Source organism: Bradyrhizobium manausense (assembly GCF_001440035.1).
In the GTDB taxonomy this organism is placed as follows: domain Bacteria; phylum Pseudomonadota; class Alphaproteobacteria; order Rhizobiales; family Xanthobacteraceae; genus Bradyrhizobium; species Bradyrhizobium manausense.
In genome coordinates this window covers 1-17,012 of the sequence record NZ_LJYG01000114.1, presented here as the reverse complement: position 1 = coordinate 17,012, position 17,012 = coordinate 1, and the positions used below count along the sequence as shown (strand labels likewise).

Sequence of the window (17,012 nt, the reverse complement as noted above, 5' to 3'; positions counted from 1 at the left end):
TTCGAGAAGCTGCTCGCCGCCATTTGCGAAGGGCGAGTTGGCGCTGTGGTCTCGATTGAGGCCTCTCGGCTGGCCCGCAACGGCAGGGATTGGCATACGCTCCTGGAGTTCTGCGGGCTCGTTGGAACACTGATCGTCGATGAGGATGGCGTCTACGATCCGCGCCACCCCAACGATCGCCTTCTGCTCGGCATGAAGGGCACGATGAGCGAGATGGAGCTGTCTATCTTTCGGCAACGCTCGCTTGAAGCCTTGAAGCAGAAGGCACGCAGGGGTGAGCTCTTCCTCAACGTCGCCATTGGCTATCTCAAGGTCTCCCACGATCGGATCGAGAAGGACCCTGATCGGCGCATTCAGGAGGCGCTCGCACTCGTGTTCACCAAGTTTGCCGAGATGCAGACACTGCGCCAGGTCCACCTCTGGTTACGGCAGGAGCGAATCACTTTGCCCGCGGTCGGCCATGGCCCCGAGGGCCGCCACGTCGAATGGAAGTTACCAGTGTACAATACGATCTACCACATCCTGACCAATCCCGCCTATGCTGGCGCCTATGTCTTCGGGCGCTCGGGCAGTCGGGTGACGATCGAGGCCGGCCGCAAGAGGATCGTGCGGGGCTTCCGGCGCGAGCGGAACGACTGGGAGGTTTTGATCAAGGACCACCATGAGGGCTACATTACGTGGGCGGAGTTCGAGAGGAATCACGCCTGATCACCGACAACGCCAATGGAAAAAGCTTCATGAGTCGTGGCTCGGTCCGCCGCGGCGAAGGCCTTCTCGCGGGGCTTCTTCGTTGCGGCCACTGCGGCCGCAAACTTCACGTTGCCTACAGCGGCACGCACAGTACTGTTGGGCGCTATCATTCCCGCGGTAGCCAGATCAACCATGGTGGAGATCCGTGCATCTCATTCGGCGGTCTGCGCGCGGATCGCGCGATCAGCGCGGAGGTCATCGCGCGGCTGCAGCCACTGGGTGTACAGGCGGCGCTGGCGGCCATGAAAGCGCGCGGGCGTGAACACGCCGACAAGCTGCGTCAGCTCGATTTGACTCTGGAGCAGGCACGCTACGAGGCAACTCGCGCTCGTCGGCGATACGAGGCTGTCGATCCGGACAACCGCCTTGTTGCCGGCGAGTTGGAGCGGCGCTGGAACGAACGCCTGGTCGCTGTCCGCGAGCTTGAGGGCGAGCGCGAGACGTTGTTGGCTACGCCGGAGATGACGTTGAGCGACATCGATCGCAATCGGTTACTTGCGCTTGGTGCCGATCTCGAGGGAGCTTGGGTAAGTCCGGGTGCAACAGCTGCGACGCGCAAGAGGATCATCCGAAGCTTGATCCATGAGATCGTTGTTCGCATCCGCGACGAGGTGCTGGACTTGATTGTCCACTGGCATGGCGGCGATCACACGGCATTGCAGGTGAGGAAGAACCGCGCCGGCGAGCACCGCTGGAGCACAGCGGCAGATGTGGTCGATCTCGTTCGTGTCCTCGCGCGTCAGATGCCCGACAGCACCATCGCCGCGGTTCTCAACCGCGCCAGTAGGTCGACGGGGCGGGGCAACAGTTGGACCCGTGTCCGCGTTCGCAGCCTGCGCAACCAACACGCCATCGCGGCCTACCGAGAGGGCGAGCGCGCCGAGCGTGGAGAGGTCACTTCGGACGAAGCTGCAACTGCGTTGAAAGTCAGTCCTTCGACGGTTCGCCGTCTGATCAAAGAACGCAGCTTGCCTGCGCAGCAGCTGTGCAAAGGCGCACCGTGGATGATCAAAGCGGTTGATCTGGAACATCCCGATGTCAAGCGCGCCGCGCATGCGCGGCGGTTCCGGCGGCCATCGTCTGGCGATCCGGGTCAAAAAGAACTTCAACTCTAAGGGTGTAGCGAGATGGGCAGTATGAATCTGGCTCGGGTGGACCGAACAGCAGCAGATTGGCGCCGGTCTTCAACCAGACGTCGCCAGCGGCGAGCGCCATCACCTGTGCCTTTGACAGCATAGGCACGCTGTCGAAGTCGAACGCGGCGAGCATCTTGCCAGCGGGCAAACGCGCTTCCGCCATGTGTCGCTCGATGCGACGGCGGGTGCAAAGATCGCGACTGGGAGGGCCACTCAGTGATCCGCGCCGCGCCCCAACATGCGCTTCGCCGGTCATCGCAGTCCGCCCATCTCTGACTCGCTTTCCAAAGCTATCGAACGACCATTCGTAAAGGAGCTACGATGGTATCGTCAGCAACTCTCCAAGGCCCACCTACCGTACCTCAGATACTCCAGAAGCGGCGCCGCGAAGCATTGCCGTTCACCCACTCACCGGCCCCATTGGCGCGGCGATCAAAGGGGTTAACCTCAAAGGGCCGCTGCACCCCATCGTTCTCGAACAACTCAAGGCCGCATTACTGAAATGGAAGGTGATCTTCTTCAGAGGATCAGCCGCGTTCGCATGAGTAGCACATCTGGTTCGCAAAAGCGTTCGGCGAGCCAACCGTCGGTCACCCTGCCTTTTGGTTTGTCGAGGGGTATCCGCAAGTCTACTCCGTCGCGAGCACTCAGCTATGAGCGATTGAACACCGGCCGGTGCTGGGACGAACTCCGCGCCGCAGAAGAACTGATAGTGGGAGTTCTCGAGCCACCGCTCGCAGCACGTCCTCAGAGAGGTCGTAGGTGTGCTTAAATGACCAGTCCCACCATTTAAGCGCGTCGGCAGCGGCGACCGGCCGGGATCATCGGTGCAAACCTGGCCGAACCGCTCCAGGAACCCGCAATCCACGTCCTCCCCAGCGCCACCACGGACGCTTCATGTCGCTGATTTGATCGAGCCGAGCCCGGAAAGGTCCTGTTCTCCCGTCTCGCTCCATTCGCGTGGTCGCATCTTGTCCTTCGCCAACGCAGTTCGAGGCGAGTGAATCACCTAACACCAAATCTCGCTCTAAAGGCCCCCTTTGCTGCAAGTCCAGTTATGGCAAAACGTCGCTTATGGATTCCAAATCACCGGCTTGGGAGTTCTTCACGGACGGCGAGCTCCGCCCGATGCTCGACACTTAATCGTTGCCCACGCCACTCATTGTCGCGACGGCGTTGCACTGAGGAGGGAATGCGCATAGCTTCGCGGTACTTCGCGACCGTGCGGCGGGCAATATCAATTCCCGACCCGCACAACCGTTCCACGATGGCATCATCCGACAGGATCGCGGACGGCTCTTCCGAATCGATCAGCTGCTTGATTCGGTGACGCACAGCCTCGGCCGAATGCGGTTCGCCGCCGTCGGCCGAGGCGATCGAGGCGGTGAAGAAATATCTCAGCTCGAACGTGCCGCGATTTGTCGCCATGTATTTGTTGGCGGTGACACGCGACACAGTTGATTCGTGCATCTGGATGGCGTCGGCTATGGCCTTCAGATTCAGCGGGCGAAGATGAGTCACGCCATGAATGAAGAAGCCGTCCTGCTGGCGCACGATCTCGGTTGCGACTTTCAGGATGGTGTGGGCTCGCTGATCGAGCGCGTGCACCAGCCAACTCGCTTTCTGCAACGCGTCGGTGAAATAGGACCTGTCGGCGTCCTTGCCGACATTCTTCGCCAGCTCGGAATAGTAGGTCCGGTTGACCAGCACGCGCGGCAAGGTGTCGCTGTTGAGTTCGACATGCCAGCCGCCGTCGGGACCCGGACGGACATAGAGGCACCATGGTCTGGAGGCGCGCCGAGCCCAACTTCATGCCGGGCTTGGGATCCAGGCGGCGGATCTCGCCGATCATGTCGGCGATATCCTCGTCGTCGACGCCGCAGAGCTTACGCAAGGCCCCGATGTCGCGCTTGGCCAGGAGATCGAGATTCTCGACCAGCGCCTGCATCGCCGGATCGTAGCGATCGAGCTCGCGAAGCTGAATCGCCAGGCATTCGCTTAAGGAGCGTGCGCAGACGCCAGGCGGATCGAATTTTTGCAGCACCGCAAGAACGTCAGCGACATCCTGCTTCGATGCACCGAGCCGTTCGGCGGCCTGGCCGAGATCCGGCGACAGATAACCGGTCTCATCGACGAGGTCGACGAGATATTGCCCGATCATGCGCTGCGCCGGTGCGGTGAACGCGACCGACAGCTGCTCGGCGAGGTGGTCCGACAATGTTGTCTCGGCCGCGACAAATGCTTCCAAATTGTAGTCTTCGTCACCGGAGGCGCCGCCCCCCATTCGGTGTAGGTGGTCAGGGCGGCATCGGGGACGTGCGCGCTGGGACCTCGGCCATCTCTTCGGCGCTGAACTGGCCGACCTCAGTCGGGGCGTCGGCGCCAGCTGCATCGTCACTGGCGCGCTCGAGCAGCGGATTGCACTCGAGCTCCTCCTCCACGAACCTCGTAAGATCGAGATTGGACAGCTGCAGCAGCTTGATCGCCTGCATCAGTTGCGGCGACATGACCAACGACTGCGAATGCCGGAACTCTAATCTCTGCGTGAGCGCCATGAAGCAAGAACCGTTACCGAAGTTGGCACGCGTTTTGCTCATCTAGCCAGGAGTTGATTTACACGCTTTGATGTCGCGCAAAAGCAGATCGAGGCGGGAGTTCTGACGAAAGTTAAGGCGGCGAACAACTGGACGGCGACGATCTTATCGGGGCTCCCTCGTCAAGAGTTCATTGCGCGCGGGACTGGAGAACTAAAAATCAGGATGTGGCACGGTGACCCGAGGGCATGAACTAATCAGGCCTGCTTTAATGGCGAGACTCTTATGAAGGATTTCGCTGAAAAGCAGGGCGCGGTAGTTTCCGCGACTTGTGCAAGTAGTCGCGATCTCACACCACGCAGCAGGACCGATCGCGATAGGCGCGGGCTTTGAAGCCCAATCTTGGAAGGATGTTGCCCAAACGAATTGGCACTAAGGCTGGCAGTCAAAAATAGTTGAGGTGCAGGGCTGGACTGACCGCAAAATCAGAACTGCGCCGAACGTGATTGCGAGGGCTATCGCCGCGTTCGGCTGCCGGAGGCCGGCCGCTTGTGAGACCTCAGCGTCTGTCCCGATGTGCGTCGAAAACGAGACGGTTGCTGTCGCAATCGGCGCAAGATCGAAGACCGGATAATTATGCCTACTCTTCGGCTTATCGATGCAGCTAAGTCAAATTGAAATAACGTTCGCAATCCACGCCGAGGGCTCGGCCATAGAGCATGCCTTGGCTGCCCTACTCGCCCTCCTCGCAGCCCATCGCCGTCCTTTAAGGATGCCCAGGATAAATGCGAACGCGCCGCGCCCTGGTTTTCGACTAGATGCCGTAATGAGCCTGCTCCGAGCAAGAGAGAAACGCATCAGAGCATGCGATCCAGCGCCGAAGGCGTGTATTGTCCGTAGTAGGAATTCAACCTTTGAGAGGTCGATTGAGCTCGTCCGCGGTGTGGGCCAACGAGACCTGCATGCGACGACGAAGACTCAAGTCCCGGACACTGGGCCGCATACGACACCGGGCTGCTGAGGGACACCGCGTACGAGCGCCTGACGCGCTCGCCGCGCCACTTACTTCTGGGTTGAGCCGCTTCCGTTTAAGCACATCCTCGAAGACACTTGAGAGCGGTTGTCCCAATCCGCAGCAGATGAATTGGTAACAGAAGAGCCCGCCCAAGGGCGGGACCTTCGATCCGTCGTTAAATGAGGCCGCGTCGCGTTGCTTTGGCTACAGCATTTGTTCGGTTCGCCGCCCCTAGCTTTCGGATCACGTTCTTCATGTGAAAATTGACGGTATTCTCGCTGACCCCAACAAGTCGCCCGACGACCCAGGCTGACTTTCCCTCTGCGACCCAGTGTAGGCACTCTGTTTCTCGCTCTGTCAGCCGAGTATCTGTCTCGCAACCCTCGTCAGTTGGCGGTGTAATCTCCGCAACTGCGTTGTGAAACGCCGAGGCCAATGTGTTGAGATGAGCCATGCGATGCTGTGGATCGGCATCATCGAACGCAGATGCAAACGATACGAAAGCCAATCGACCTCGCAATCCAAACAATGGTACGCTCATGCCATGCTTGAGACCTGCTTCTCTGGCCTCACGTAAGACGCGCAGCTCACGGGGCTGTAGTTGATATCGACGGGTTAATTCATCCCACAGAAAGGGCGTTGGCAGCATTGCTGTCCGCCGGACCACCGGGTCGATCGCTCGGTACTCTTGCTCAGCATAGCGTTGGCACCAATCAGACGGGAAGTTTATAGTTGGCAGGGGCGGCAGATACTCCGGCAGACGACGCTCATTCGGACAGGTGAGTGCTCCGTAGGCGACTTTACTAAAGCCCTCCTCGTTCGCGTAGCTCACAAGAAGATCGAAAAGCGCCTTGATTGATTTCGTCTGCGTAGCGCATTCGACGAAGCTGAATAGGTCGGGACCGCGGCTCTCCCGACCGCTTGAAGAGATTGGCATTTCGCCGTGCGATTGATCATCCATTTGTACTTCCATTGCTCACCCAGATGTTGGCTCCGCTTGTTGCAGCTGAACACTCGCGCGCGAGGGAAAGCGCCGGGCCCGAAATGTTTGACCCCAGCACGCACCCAGAAGATAGGAGCTGACTATGTTCGATGCTGACCGGTCGGGTTGCTATCCGAGGCGCCAAATCGTCGCGAGTGTATCCAGACTCTCGAAAGAGTGGTTGGTGAATGACGAGAGCGTTGCGGCGGACAAGCTCGGCACTTTTCGTAGGAACATACCAGCATCTCCAGGGCCGACGTAAGGAAGTGAGCTCGGCACCGAATTCTTCGCGCAGCTCGGCACACCCTCAGGGCACGGACCGGTGCAGGCCGCCTCAGGCGCTTGAGCATGTTCGCCCACCTCGCGCCGACATTGACAAATAGCTGCTTGATGAGGACGACAGCGTGCATGCGATCCTCCGCAGGTTCCAAGAACCACCGCGATGGGCACAGCAATTCTCGCGCCACTTTCCGATCCGCGAAACGGCGCGTTAAGAGAGGCACGTCAGAACGTCAGCAACGACTGTCTCGTCTGAGGTGTTTGACGGGATGTGACATACGTCGAACATGCGACAACGTCGCAGGCTGCGACATCGAAATGTCCGGGCTAGCTCTCGCGCACCACGGTCTTCAGGTAATGGTAAGCCTTAATGATCTCGACCAGGCGGTCCTCCGTGGAGCGGTCGTCGCCATTGGCATCGGGATGGTGCTGCTTGACCAGCGCCTTGTACTTCGCCTTGATTTCGCCGAGCGTCGCATCGGCATCGAGGCCCATAACCTGCAACGCTTTCCGCTCGGCATTGAAGCTCTTGCGCGCCTCTGGCTTGGCCTCCGCGCGTGGGTGGGCACCGGCGCGTCCGTTCGGCCCGACGAGCATGCTGAAGGGATGCGAGGCGTCCTCCAAATCGGCGGCGCCGCCGGTCATGCGGGCGCCGATGTTCTCGCCCATCTTCCAGGTCGGACGATGGCCGGTCAGCGCGTCCTCCTGGTAGCGCGCGACCGCTTCCGCATCCATCCCGGAGAAGAAATTGTAGGACCGATTGTATTCGCGAACATGGTCGAGGCAGAAGTGCCAATACTCGCGCGCATTGTCGCGTCCCTTGGGCGCGCGATGGGTACCCTTGCCCTTGCAATCAGGCCATTGGCACGGCGCCGCGGTCTGGCGCACCTGCGTTTCCTGCTTCGCAGTCCGCTTGTTGATCCGAATGGAGTCGAAGAATTTGGATGTGTCGATCGGCATGGCCGGGCTCCGGTTGGCGGAGCGGCAGTTAACAGAGCCGCTTTTATGCTAAAGAAGGCAAGTTGGACTGACTCGGGCTTTGCGTCTGATACAGTGGCATGCTGTAACAGGCACGTCCCAGCAATCGACATGCCATGAGACGCGAGCTTGGTTGAGACAATCATCTCTTTGCGATCTCAGATCGGCCTTGCGATTTGCTGTCGGGTTCTGCACATAGAGGTCTTGAACGGGACTGGCTGAATACGAAGAAAGCGGGAGCTATGCAGGAATCTCGGTGATGACGAGCTCAGAGAAGCGGCCTATCCGGGCGAGTGACCAACCTGCGAGAACTTCTCCAAGGAGAGCGATACGCCCCGAAGGAGACGATCAACATCTTGCCGTTCTGTCCGCCGTCTGCAGTGACCATGCACTGGTACGAATTCTGCGCAACAGAGCGGCGTGATCTGTTCGCTTGCGCGCTGGGCCATGGCCGTGCCGCACGGTCCGGGCGCGACCATCCGGCAGCTTCAGCTCCGTGATCTTGCCGGTACGAGCGCGGCGGACCAGGAGCCTCGATCACCTGCTGCCCGTCCCTTACCTGCGCGGTATGTCGACCGGCGATTCCACGAGGCGCTCTCGGCGCCGTTTGGAAAGGATGCGCCGAACCTTTCGCCTTGGGTGATTTCGGGCCTGAACGACCAATTTTGGAACGCGCCTAGTCGTCGGGCGCGTCCCCTAGCCGCAACGCACTGCCCAGGTCGAATACGAGCGCTGGCAGACGCACCAGCGCTGCTGGCAGCACAAGACCGTCAGCGTGCTCAACAAGATCCCGAGCTCGGTTCGAAGCGGCATGAAGAAGGCCATGCAGGATCTCAGAGGCGCCGAGCCAGGCTGTCGCGGACCATGCACTCGATACCTTCGCCGAGAATTACACCACCAAATATGCGCGTGCCGTTGATTGCCGGACCGCGCCAATCTAGAGTCTAGTGGCTTTCTACCGCTTTCCTGCCGAGCACCAGAGGCAGCTGAGGAATCCGATCGAGACTATCGGACGCGGTGCGGCACAGGAGCGCGCGAGTCAAGAGATCGTTGTCGCCACAAACCGCAAGATTGATAGTGCAGGCTGATCGAGGTGGCGTCGAAACTTTGGGTCGACTGAAGAGCCCAAGAAGATCGTCGCCGGTGTCAGATTCCCCGACCATCGAGGTCGTCCCGACCACGCAATGCCGCCTGATCGGCTCCGTCACCAAGATTCAGGCATAGCTTAGAAGTCAGCCGCCCGCCATCGAAAGCAGCTGTGATCTTCTTGCGTTCGACCGCCGGAAATATGAAAGGCACAATCGAATTGTCGACCACTCGGTTGTGGCTGCCTCGCCTTTTGCGCAGAATTGACTGACGATGTCATGTGGAGTGAGCCTGCTGAGGGGGCGCCTGGTTCATCGCCAAACAACATTCGAGAAATCGATTGGCCCAACGCCAACAGCAAAAGATGGTGGCCTCACTGAGCCCCTTCTGTTCCCGCAGATAGATTTCGTGGTCCCGCGTACTTGACCTCTTGGGGGCCGCCGGTTCTTGGCGCATAGGCCATTTGGAACACCTTGATCTACAAACACTGTCGCGCGCTTTGGAAAACTGCCCCCATATTGCCCCACATATGGATGCTCCCGATCGCGATGGGATGCCTCATTTATTTTGCTCCCGGCTTGGATTGAGGAGGAGGCCGGGTGCGGAGATGGCCGGGGCTTCGGATCGCCCGGCCTCCTCCGCTGGCTCCTGGCACATCATTAGGTAGTGGGACCTCATAAGCCGGCGGCGTCTTCTCCGTAGGAACGAGGGTGAGTTCGGTGTCGCTGGGGGGCCGTCTCTCAGCTACCGCCGCTTGCCAGAAGCACGGAGTAGAGGGCGAGCCGAACAACCATGTCGAGGACGGCGTGCAGCTCACCAGGATTGGCCTTTCAGTTCGCCGGCGCCACCCGCGACACAGCTCCAAGCTAGCAAGAGCTGCCATCGTTGTAGGTAGGACCGAATTCGCAGACCCGTGGCACTCCTGCCAGGGTTCTGCATTGTCGTCAATGGAATGAGAGCCGGGTCAGAAGTCCATGCCGCCCATGCCCGCGCCAGGAGGCATCGCGGGGCCGCCGGCGTTCTTCTTCGGCAGCTCGGCAACCATCGCTTCCGTGGTGATCAGCAGCGCTGCCACCGAGGAGGCATTCTGGACCGCGGTGCGCACAACCTTGGTCGGGTCGATGATGCCCTTGGAGACAAGGTTGCTGTACTCGCCAGTCTGCGCATCGAAACCGTAGGAGTAGTGGTGATTCTCTAGCACTTTGCCGACCACTACCGAGCCGTCTTCACCGGCGTTGATCGCGATCTGGCGAGCCGGCCAGGACAGCGCCTTGCGCACAATCTCGACACCGGTCTTCTGGTCATCGTTCGTGGTGGGCAGACCCTTGAGCTGCTCGGAGGCACGGAGCAGGGCGACGCCACCGCCCGGCAGGATACCTTCCTCCACCGCCGCGCGGGTCGCGTGCATCGCGTCATCAACGCGATCCTTGCGCTCCTTCACCTCGACCTCGGTCGCGCCGCCAACGCGGATCACCGCAACGCCGCCTGCAAGCTTGGCGAGACGCTCCTGCAGCTTCTCACGGTCGTAATCCGAGGTAGTCTCCTTGATCTGCGCCTTGATCTGGGCAATGCGGGCGTCGATGTCGGCCTTCTTGCCGGCGCCGTTGACGATCGTGGTGTTCTCCTTGTCGATCACCACCTTCTTGGCGCGGCCGAGCATCTGCAGGGTGACGTTCTCGAGCTTGATGCCGAGATCTTCCGAGATCGCCTGGCCGCCGGTCAAGATCGCGATGTCCTGCAGCATAGCCTTGCGGCGATCGCCGAAGCCCGGCGCCTTGACGGCCGCGACCTTCAGGCCGCCGCGGAGGCGGTTGACGACGAGGGCGGGAAGCGCCTCGCCTTCGACGTCCTCCGCGACGATGACCAGCGGCTTGCCACTCCGTACCAAGGCCTCGAGCAGCGGCAGCAGCTCGTTCAGCGAGGACAGCTTCTTCTCGTTGATGAGGATGTAGGCGTCTTCCATTTCAACGCGCATCTTGTCGGCATTGGTAACGAAGTAGGGTGAGATGTAGCCGCGGTCGAACTGCATGCCCTCGACGACGTCGAGCTCGGTCTCGAGCGACTTGGCTTCCTCGACCGTGATGACCCCCTCGTTGCCGACCTTCTTCATGGCGTCCGCCAGGAACTTGCCGATCTCGGCGTCGCCATTGGCCGAGATGGTGCCGACCTGGGCGATCTCCTCGTTCGAGGTGACCTTCTTCGAGTTCTTCTCGAGGTCCGCAACGACGGCCGCGACTGCGAGGTCGATGCCGCGCTTCAGATCCATCGGGTTCATGCCGGCGGCAACCGACTTGGCGCCTTCACGGACGATCGCAGCGGCGAGCACGGTCGCGGTGGTGGTGCCGTCACCGGCAGCATCCGCCGCCTTCGACGCCACTTCCCGCACCATCTGGGCGCCCATATTCTCGAACTTCTCCTCCAGCTCGATCTCCTTGGCGACGGCAACGCCGTCCTTGGTGATGCGGGGCGCGCCGAACGACTTGTCGAGCACCACGTTGCGGCCCTTCGGACCCAAGGTGACCTGCACGGCATTGGCAAGGATGTCGACACCGCGCAGCATACGATCGCGCGCGTCTACGCCGAATTTGACTTCTTTGGCTGACATAATGATTTTCCTCAGTGTCTATTTTTCATCCTTCGGCGCGTCCGAAGGGCGCTCGACAGGAGTGAGCGGTGGGGAGCGCTGGATCAGGCGGCTATCTCCGTCGACAACAGATCGGTGAGGACTCCCATGATGTCGCTTTCTTTCATGATCAACAGCTCCCGGCCATCGATCTTCACTTCCGTGCCGGACCACTTGCCGAACAGCACGCGCTCGCCAACCTTGACATCGATCGGAATCAGCTTACCGGTCTCGTCACGGCCGCCCGGGCCAATTGCGATGACTTCGCCCTGCGAGGGCTTTTCCCTGGCTGTATCGGGAATGATAATGCCGCCAGCTGTCTTCTCTTCAGCGTCGATACGCTTGACCACGACGCGGTCGTGAAGCGGACGGAATTTCATGCAGGCCTCCTGAGCATCTGGACGAGTTGACGATAGTCACTTGTGAACAGCACCCGCATAGCAAAAGCCAGGCCAAGGATGAGCGGAGCGATGCATGCCTGCAGTGCTGCAGAATCGGCGCTTAGCCTCAGGGGTCTACTCGTTCGGAAGCAAACGTCCCCATGCACACAGCCCGCCAAGTTGTCGTAAAACTGACATTGCGTCCCGTCGAAGCAGCGCGGTTGATGGCCATGCGCATTGATCAAATCGTACACGCCTGAGCTCAGCAAGGCTGACGATAAAACCGGGGAGAAGAGCGCCGGCTTCATCAAGATTGTCGGCCTCGAGGATAGTCCGAAGTGTCGTCTTCGCCGTTCAACGAACAGTCGTCACAACTTGCCCGCTATTGAGACGACCTGTATGCCGAGCCGGCGCGCTGCTTTCCCCATTTCGTCGGCTTCCCGGAATATTGTCGCGCTTCTAGCGGCTGCTATCTGTCGGACGCCAACGTCGGTGCGAAATCTGATACACGAGGTCGATGCAGCGCGCCGTTCTATATGGGATGCGACCAGGTGAGCGAATGCCGCTAGCTAGCCTGGCGTGCTCGCGACTTTCCTTTCGCGTTTTTGGCGGCAACTGCCGCGGACCGCGCATTGCGTGGGATGCCTCGGGTCCTGATGAGTTGCTGACAAGCCTTAGCGCCCCGGGACGGTCTGCGACTTGAGGGGCCCAGCCGTGTCCGATGCCTGGATGAGCGACACCAGCGGACGCTCAAATTGTTTAATCATCTGGACCGCTGCTGTTTGCTCCGGTCCTTTAGGGTGCACTGTCTGGGCGGCCTCGATGCCGTCGTTGAATCTGGCACCTGCGATTTTGGACCTTGAGCCGCCACCAGGTCTTTGAACGGCAATCACCAGCTTGAACCCCATCAGCTTGGTGGTGGTCGGCGACAACAGGCCCCTTCCGCACGGTCTGCGTCTTGATCCGCAGCTTGACTCCTCGTGCAGTCGTTCGATCTCATTTGCCCATAAATAATCCCTCTTGTAAGAGATGTGGCTCGACTGTTCTTGCAGCTTGATCAAACTATGAGATCTGGCAACTCCTGTCCCTGGCTTCCTCTGTTCTACGAGTTGCTGCGGTTGATCGGATAGTTTCCGAAGAAGACAGGACGCCTACCGCAAAAATGGCGGCGACCAAGGGAAAGCACAAGACTATTTCGGTCGAATATCTCACAATCGGGGCCCAACAGCCTCAATTCATTGGCGCACCGATGTCGGCCAGCTCATCCAGCAGTCTCAGGTGTTTGCGTATCGTGTCCGTCGCTGCGCTGATGACCTCCTCGCGCTTGTCACCGACGACGACGCTGTGAATCACGGCAGCGAGCACCCCAGCAGCCCTCATGACCGCCTTCTGACCCGTGTCAGAACTCTCGACTATCGTGATCGAAAGGTCGTGGACGCATTCTAGATGCTTCGCGATCTCACGCTCGACGTCGTCATTCATTCGCGAACTCCTTCTGACTATGCCGCTCTTGCGCGCGCAAGCATGATTGCATCAGAATGGTGTAATGATGTTTGCTCTTGTGGGTTGATAAGGCCGAGTGCGCGGACAATCATTCGCGCGCCACCGAGTGGTGGCGGGGCGGCCCAGTGCAGCGAACACCTGACCAGCCCTGACCTTCAATATGGAAGTTATCCATGCTTCAGCTTGACGATTGTTCTAGCACATATACGTACCGTAAAGCCGTGTGGGCCTTATTTTGGCATTCGGTGAAACACGCCGAAACCCGGCTGCTGTTGCGTCCGCACAGCGCCGCTCGTCCTCTGCACGTTGACCGACGAGGATTGAACGGGACGCCAGTCCGAATGTGGCTTGCTGCTGCGCAACCTTTTAAACAAACTGGGCGGCTTTGTCTCGGTGAAACAGCAATCTTGTGCCGGCAATACAGTTTCCCCTGCATTCGAGAACACAGCCCAGGATGTTGCCTCGGCAGGAAAGACGAAGCAGGCCGCTTTGCCGCCAAGCTCAAGTACGACCTTCTTGAAGGGCTTGGTCGTGACCTGGTTGAAATCGCGTCCGGCGGCACCGCTGCAAGTGAATGCGATTGAGCCGACCGCCGGATGATCGACCACGTGCCGGGCCTTCGCCCATCACGTCCGCCCTCCGCGCGCGGCGAAACGCTGCTTGGCCGTAGCGATGTCTGACATCGCCGCCTCGCGCTGCGTTGTGAACGTGTCGTCGACGAAGGTGATCGTCGGGATCTGCGGCTGATCAAGCCTGACGGGCTGGTAATGGCCGAAGCCATATTCGTGGATACCGGTCGAACCGCGCCCCGGCGCCGGAAAGCTCAGGTGGTTGAACGAGGCGACCACGCCGAAATTGGCCTGCGGATACAGGGAATAGCGGGGCACGTGGCTCATCGGAATGAACCCCATCTGCGCATCGTACAGCATTTCGGCGATCGGAGCGACGCCGGGAAATCGTTGCGCCAGTTCTTCAACCAGCTGGCGGGTGCCTAGCAGCATGTCGCCATCGACGTTGTTTTCCCACAGGCCGCAGATGTCCAGAAAATAGAAATCGATCGCGTAGCGGCCGATGATACCAGCGGTCCGGTCGCGCAGATGGTTGCGCCAGCTCGGGACGGCGAGGTTCATGAACACCATGAAGCCATCACCCTTCCGGTCGCCGTCCCAGTCGACGTAATTGGCGGGAAAGAAGTCGCCATAGCCATCGCGCGGCCGCGCATCGGCAATCGTCGGGAAGTCGGGGCCGTTTCGCCACGCGACGTTGCTGCCGAACATGACGGCGATGCGATAGCCGAGCGCCTTCGCCTCTTGCACCAGTCGCGAGAACGCCCCCTCGCCACCGGTGCGGAGGCCGACGTCGAAACGCGGATAGTCCCAGTAATAGCGCGCGCCCCAGCCGTTCAGGAACACCATCACGGTGCGGGGATCGAACTGCTCGGCCGGCCAGCAGTTTGTCCTTGTTGAGCAGTCTGTGTCCGGAAGATCGCGCAGTGTCTGCAGGCCGAAGTGCGACAGGAACGCTGATCGTCACGTACGTGTAGGGCGCGTTGGGCTGCGGACCGCGCGGCCCGGCAGCGATGAACTCCAGCCCGCGCAATCGGCGATGGTATCGCGACTAACCTTTTTGCCGAAGAAAGATGACAATTCGCTGCGGTTGATCGGCTAGAAATGGGCGATGCAGGCGAGAATCAGAAGTCACCCTTAGAACATACGTTGTGGTCCCCGGGGATTAAGGGCGCAGTAGCTATGGGGAGCGACAAAACTATGGCAAGGGCCGTTGCTTTGAGCGGCACACACAGGCGTAAGCTCTTCGATATCGGACATCAATGCGAGAGCCGCACCGCCGGCAGATAGTGAGGCGCGCGCGCTTCTAGGTGTCCGATCAAAGCATACAGTGTTGGCTTCTCTGACCGGTCGAGGGCGTCTGTCCGACCGTTTTGAAATCTTGGCTCTTGCGGCTGACAGAATTTGCTTCAGATCGGGCGGCTGGGCGCCGATTTTTTTGCTACCAACCCTTGCTCACGAAAAACCAATGTCCTATTTCATCTGCGCTGGCACTCGCGGGCCTCGATTGCTAGCAATTCAGGACCGTCAACTCGTGCAAATACTTAGGAGGACTGCATGAATTTCCGTCCACTTCACGACCGCGTCGTTGTCAAACGCATCGACGCCGAAGAGAAGACCGCCGGCGGCATCATCATTCCTGATACGGCCAAGGAAAAGCCCTCGCAGGGTGAAGTCATCGCCGTTGGCCCCGGCGGCCGCGACGAGAGCGGCAAGTTGTTCCCGATCGACGTGAAGGTCGGCGACCGCGTGCTGTTCGGCAAGTGGTCGGGCACCGAGGTCAAGGTCGACGGCCAGGAGCTGTTGATCATGAAGGAGAGCGACATCATGGGCGTTCTCACCGGCGTGTCTTCGAGCAAGAAGGCCGCCTAATTCCGCCGCTCGCGCCGCTCACCCCTGAGGAGCGCCTGCCGGGCGCCCCGCCAAGGGTGAGATGAGACCAAGACAACTCAGGGAAATCAATATGTCAGCCAAAGAAGTCAAATTAGGCGTCGATGCCCGTGACCGCATGCTGCGCGGCGTCGAGATCCTCGCCAGCGCCGTGAAGGTCACGCTCGGTCCGAAGGGCCGCAACGTCGTCCTCGACAAGTCGTTCGGCGCGCCCCGCATCACCAAGGACGGCGTTGCCGTTGCCAAGGAAATCGAACTCGAGGACAAGTTCGAGAACATGGGCGCCCAGATGGTGCGGGAAGTGGCGTCGAAGGCGGCGGATGCTGCCGGTGACGGCACCACCACCGCGACCGTGCTCGCCGCTGCGATCGTCCGTGAAGGCGCCAAGTCGGTTGCCGCCGGCATGAACCCGATGGATCTGAAGCGCGGCATCGACCTCGCAGTCGCGGCCGTCGTTGCGGACCTCGAGAAGAACTCGAAGAAGGTCACCTCGAACGAGGAGATCGCCCAGGTCGGCACCATCTCGGCCAATGGCGACGCCGAAGTCGGCAAGTTCCTCGCCGATGCCATGAAGAAGGTCGGCAACGAGGGCGTCATCACGGTTGAAGAAGCCAAGTCGCTCGAGACCGAGCTCGATGTCGTCGAGGGCATGCAGTTCGACCGCGGCTACATTTCGCCCTACTTCGTCACCAACGCCGACAAGATGCGCGTTGAGATGGACGACGCCTACATCCTCATCAACGAGAAGAAGCTCTCCTCGCTGAACGAATTGCTGCCGCTGCTCGAGGCCGTGGTGCAGTCCGGCAAGCCGCTGGTCATCGTCGCCGAAGACGTCGAAGGCGAAGCGCTCGCCACCCTCGTCGTGAACCGCCTCCGCGGCGGCCTGAAGGTCGCGGCCGTCAAGGCCCCGGGCTTCGGCGATCGCCGCAAGGCCATGCTGCAGGACATCGCGATCCTGACCGGCGGCCAGGCCATCTCGGAAGATCTCGGCATCAAGCTCGAAAACGTCACGCTCAACATGCTCGGTCGCGCCAAGAAAGTGATGATCGACAAGGAGAACACCACGATCGTCAACGGCGCCGGCAAGAAGACCGACATCGAGGCGCGCGTGGCGCAGATCAAGGCGCAGATCGAGGAGACCACCTCGGACTACGACCGCGAGAAGCTCCAGGAGCGTCTTGCCAAACTCGCGGGCGGCGTCGCGGTGATCCGCGTCGGCGGCGCGACCGAGGTCGAGGTGAAGGAGCGCAAGGATCGCGTTGATGACGCGATGCATGCGACCCGCGCGGC

General features: G+C 60.3%; 12 protein-coding genes and 4 pseudogenes. 5 read left to right on the top strand and 11 right to left on the bottom strand.

The window, feature by feature from the left end; translation table 11 throughout:
• Positions 1 to 708, top strand: a 708-nt coding sequence (locus tag AOQ71_RS50090) for a recombinase family protein (protein WP_162268378.1), incomplete at its 5' end; no start/stop codon positions are given.
• A 29-nt stretch (positions 709 to 737) separates the two neighbouring features.
• Positions 738 to 1,865, top strand: a complete 1,128-nt coding sequence (locus AOQ71_RS50085) for a helix-turn-helix domain-containing protein (RefSeq protein WP_347336703.1) — start codon at positions 738 to 740, stop codon at positions 1,863 to 1,865.
• A 34-nt stretch (positions 1,866 to 1,899) separates the two neighbouring features.
• Here the strand turns inward: AOQ71_RS50085 and AOQ71_RS44465 are convergent.
• The 4 genes and pseudogenes from AOQ71_RS44465 to AOQ71_RS40195 form a co-directional block, all read right to left on the bottom strand.
• Positions 1,900 to 2,070 (bottom strand): annotated as a pseudogene (locus tag AOQ71_RS44465) (ATP-binding protein); the annotation flags it as partial.
• A 902-nt stretch (positions 2,071 to 2,972) separates the two neighbouring features.
• Positions 2,973 to 4,441, bottom strand: a pseudogene (gene rpoN, locus AOQ71_RS40200) (RNA polymerase factor sigma-54).
• A gap of 1,169 nt (positions 4,442 to 5,610) precedes the next feature.
• On the bottom strand, positions 5,611 to 6,396 hold the full coding sequence (locus tag AOQ71_RS44460; RefSeq protein WP_430648683.1) for an autoinducer binding domain-containing protein: 786 nt from the start codon (positions 6,394 to 6,396) through the stop codon (positions 5,611 to 5,613).
• A gap of 627 nt (positions 6,397 to 7,023) precedes the next feature.
• The gene (locus AOQ71_RS40195) at positions 7,024 to 7,656 is read right to left on the bottom strand and encodes a J domain-containing protein (protein ID WP_057759147.1); all 633 of its coding nucleotides are present in this window, start codon (positions 7,654 to 7,656) and stop codon (positions 7,024 to 7,026) included.
• Between the two features lie 505 nt (positions 7,657 to 8,161).
• On the opposite strand from AOQ71_RS40195, the pseudogene AOQ71_RS50515 reads away from it, so the two are divergent.
• Positions 8,162 to 8,328 (top strand): annotated as a pseudogene (locus AOQ71_RS50515) (IS256 family transposase); the annotation flags it as partial.
• Between the two features lie 1,396 nt (positions 8,329 to 9,724).
• Here the strand turns inward: AOQ71_RS50515 and groL (AOQ71_RS40190) are convergent.
• From groL (AOQ71_RS40190) to AOQ71_RS49415, 7 genes and pseudogenes are all read right to left on the bottom strand, one after another.
• Positions 9,725 to 11,365 carry a chaperonin GroEL gene (gene groL / locus AOQ71_RS40190; RefSeq protein WP_057759145.1) on the bottom strand — a complete coding sequence of 547 codons (1,641 nt, stop codon included), beginning with the start codon at positions 11,363 to 11,365 and terminating at the stop codon, positions 9,725 to 9,727.
• Between the two features lie 83 nt (positions 11,366 to 11,448).
• The gene (locus tag AOQ71_RS40185; protein ID WP_057759143.1) at positions 11,449 to 11,763 is read right to left on the bottom strand and encodes a co-chaperone GroES; all 315 of its coding nucleotides are present in this window, start codon (positions 11,761 to 11,763) and stop codon (positions 11,449 to 11,451) included.
• Positions 11,764 to 12,437: 674 nt separating this feature from the next.
• Positions 12,438 to 12,695, bottom strand: a complete 258-nt coding sequence (locus AOQ71_RS40175) for a hypothetical protein (protein WP_157083813.1) — start codon at positions 12,693 to 12,695, stop codon at positions 12,438 to 12,440.
• Positions 12,696 to 12,993: 298 nt separating this feature from the next.
• Entirely contained in the window at positions 12,994 to 13,245 is a 252-nt protein-coding gene (locus AOQ71_RS40170; RefSeq protein ID WP_057759138.1) for a hypothetical protein, read from the bottom strand.
• A gap of 251 nt (positions 13,246 to 13,496) precedes the next feature.
• Positions 13,497 to 13,874 carry an aldehyde dehydrogenase family protein gene (locus AOQ71_RS50510; protein WP_157083812.1) on the bottom strand — a complete coding sequence of 126 codons (378 nt, stop codon included), beginning with the start codon at positions 13,872 to 13,874 and terminating at the stop codon, positions 13,497 to 13,499.
• A gap of 18 nt (positions 13,875 to 13,892) precedes the next feature.
• Positions 13,893 to 14,684 (bottom strand): hypothetical protein, encoded by a 792-nt coding sequence (locus AOQ71_RS45775; protein ID WP_157083811.1) that lies wholly within the window; start codon positions 14,682 to 14,684, stop codon positions 13,893 to 13,895.
• A gap of 51 nt (positions 14,685 to 14,735) precedes the next feature.
• Positions 14,736 to 14,960, bottom strand: a pseudogene (locus tag AOQ71_RS49415) (SMC-Scp complex subunit ScpB); the annotation flags it as partial.
• Between the two features lie 429 nt (positions 14,961 to 15,389).
• Here AOQ71_RS49415 and groES point away from each other — a divergent pair.
• Complete coding sequence (gene groES, locus AOQ71_RS40155; RefSeq protein WP_057759132.1) at positions 15,390 to 15,704, top strand: co-chaperone GroES; 315 nt, start codon at positions 15,390 to 15,392, stop codon at positions 15,702 to 15,704.
• A gap of 91 nt (positions 15,705 to 15,795) precedes the next feature.
• Positions 15,796 to 17,012, top strand: a 1,217-nt coding sequence (groL, locus tag AOQ71_RS40150; RefSeq protein WP_057759130.1) for a chaperonin GroEL, incomplete at its 3' end; no start/stop codon positions are given.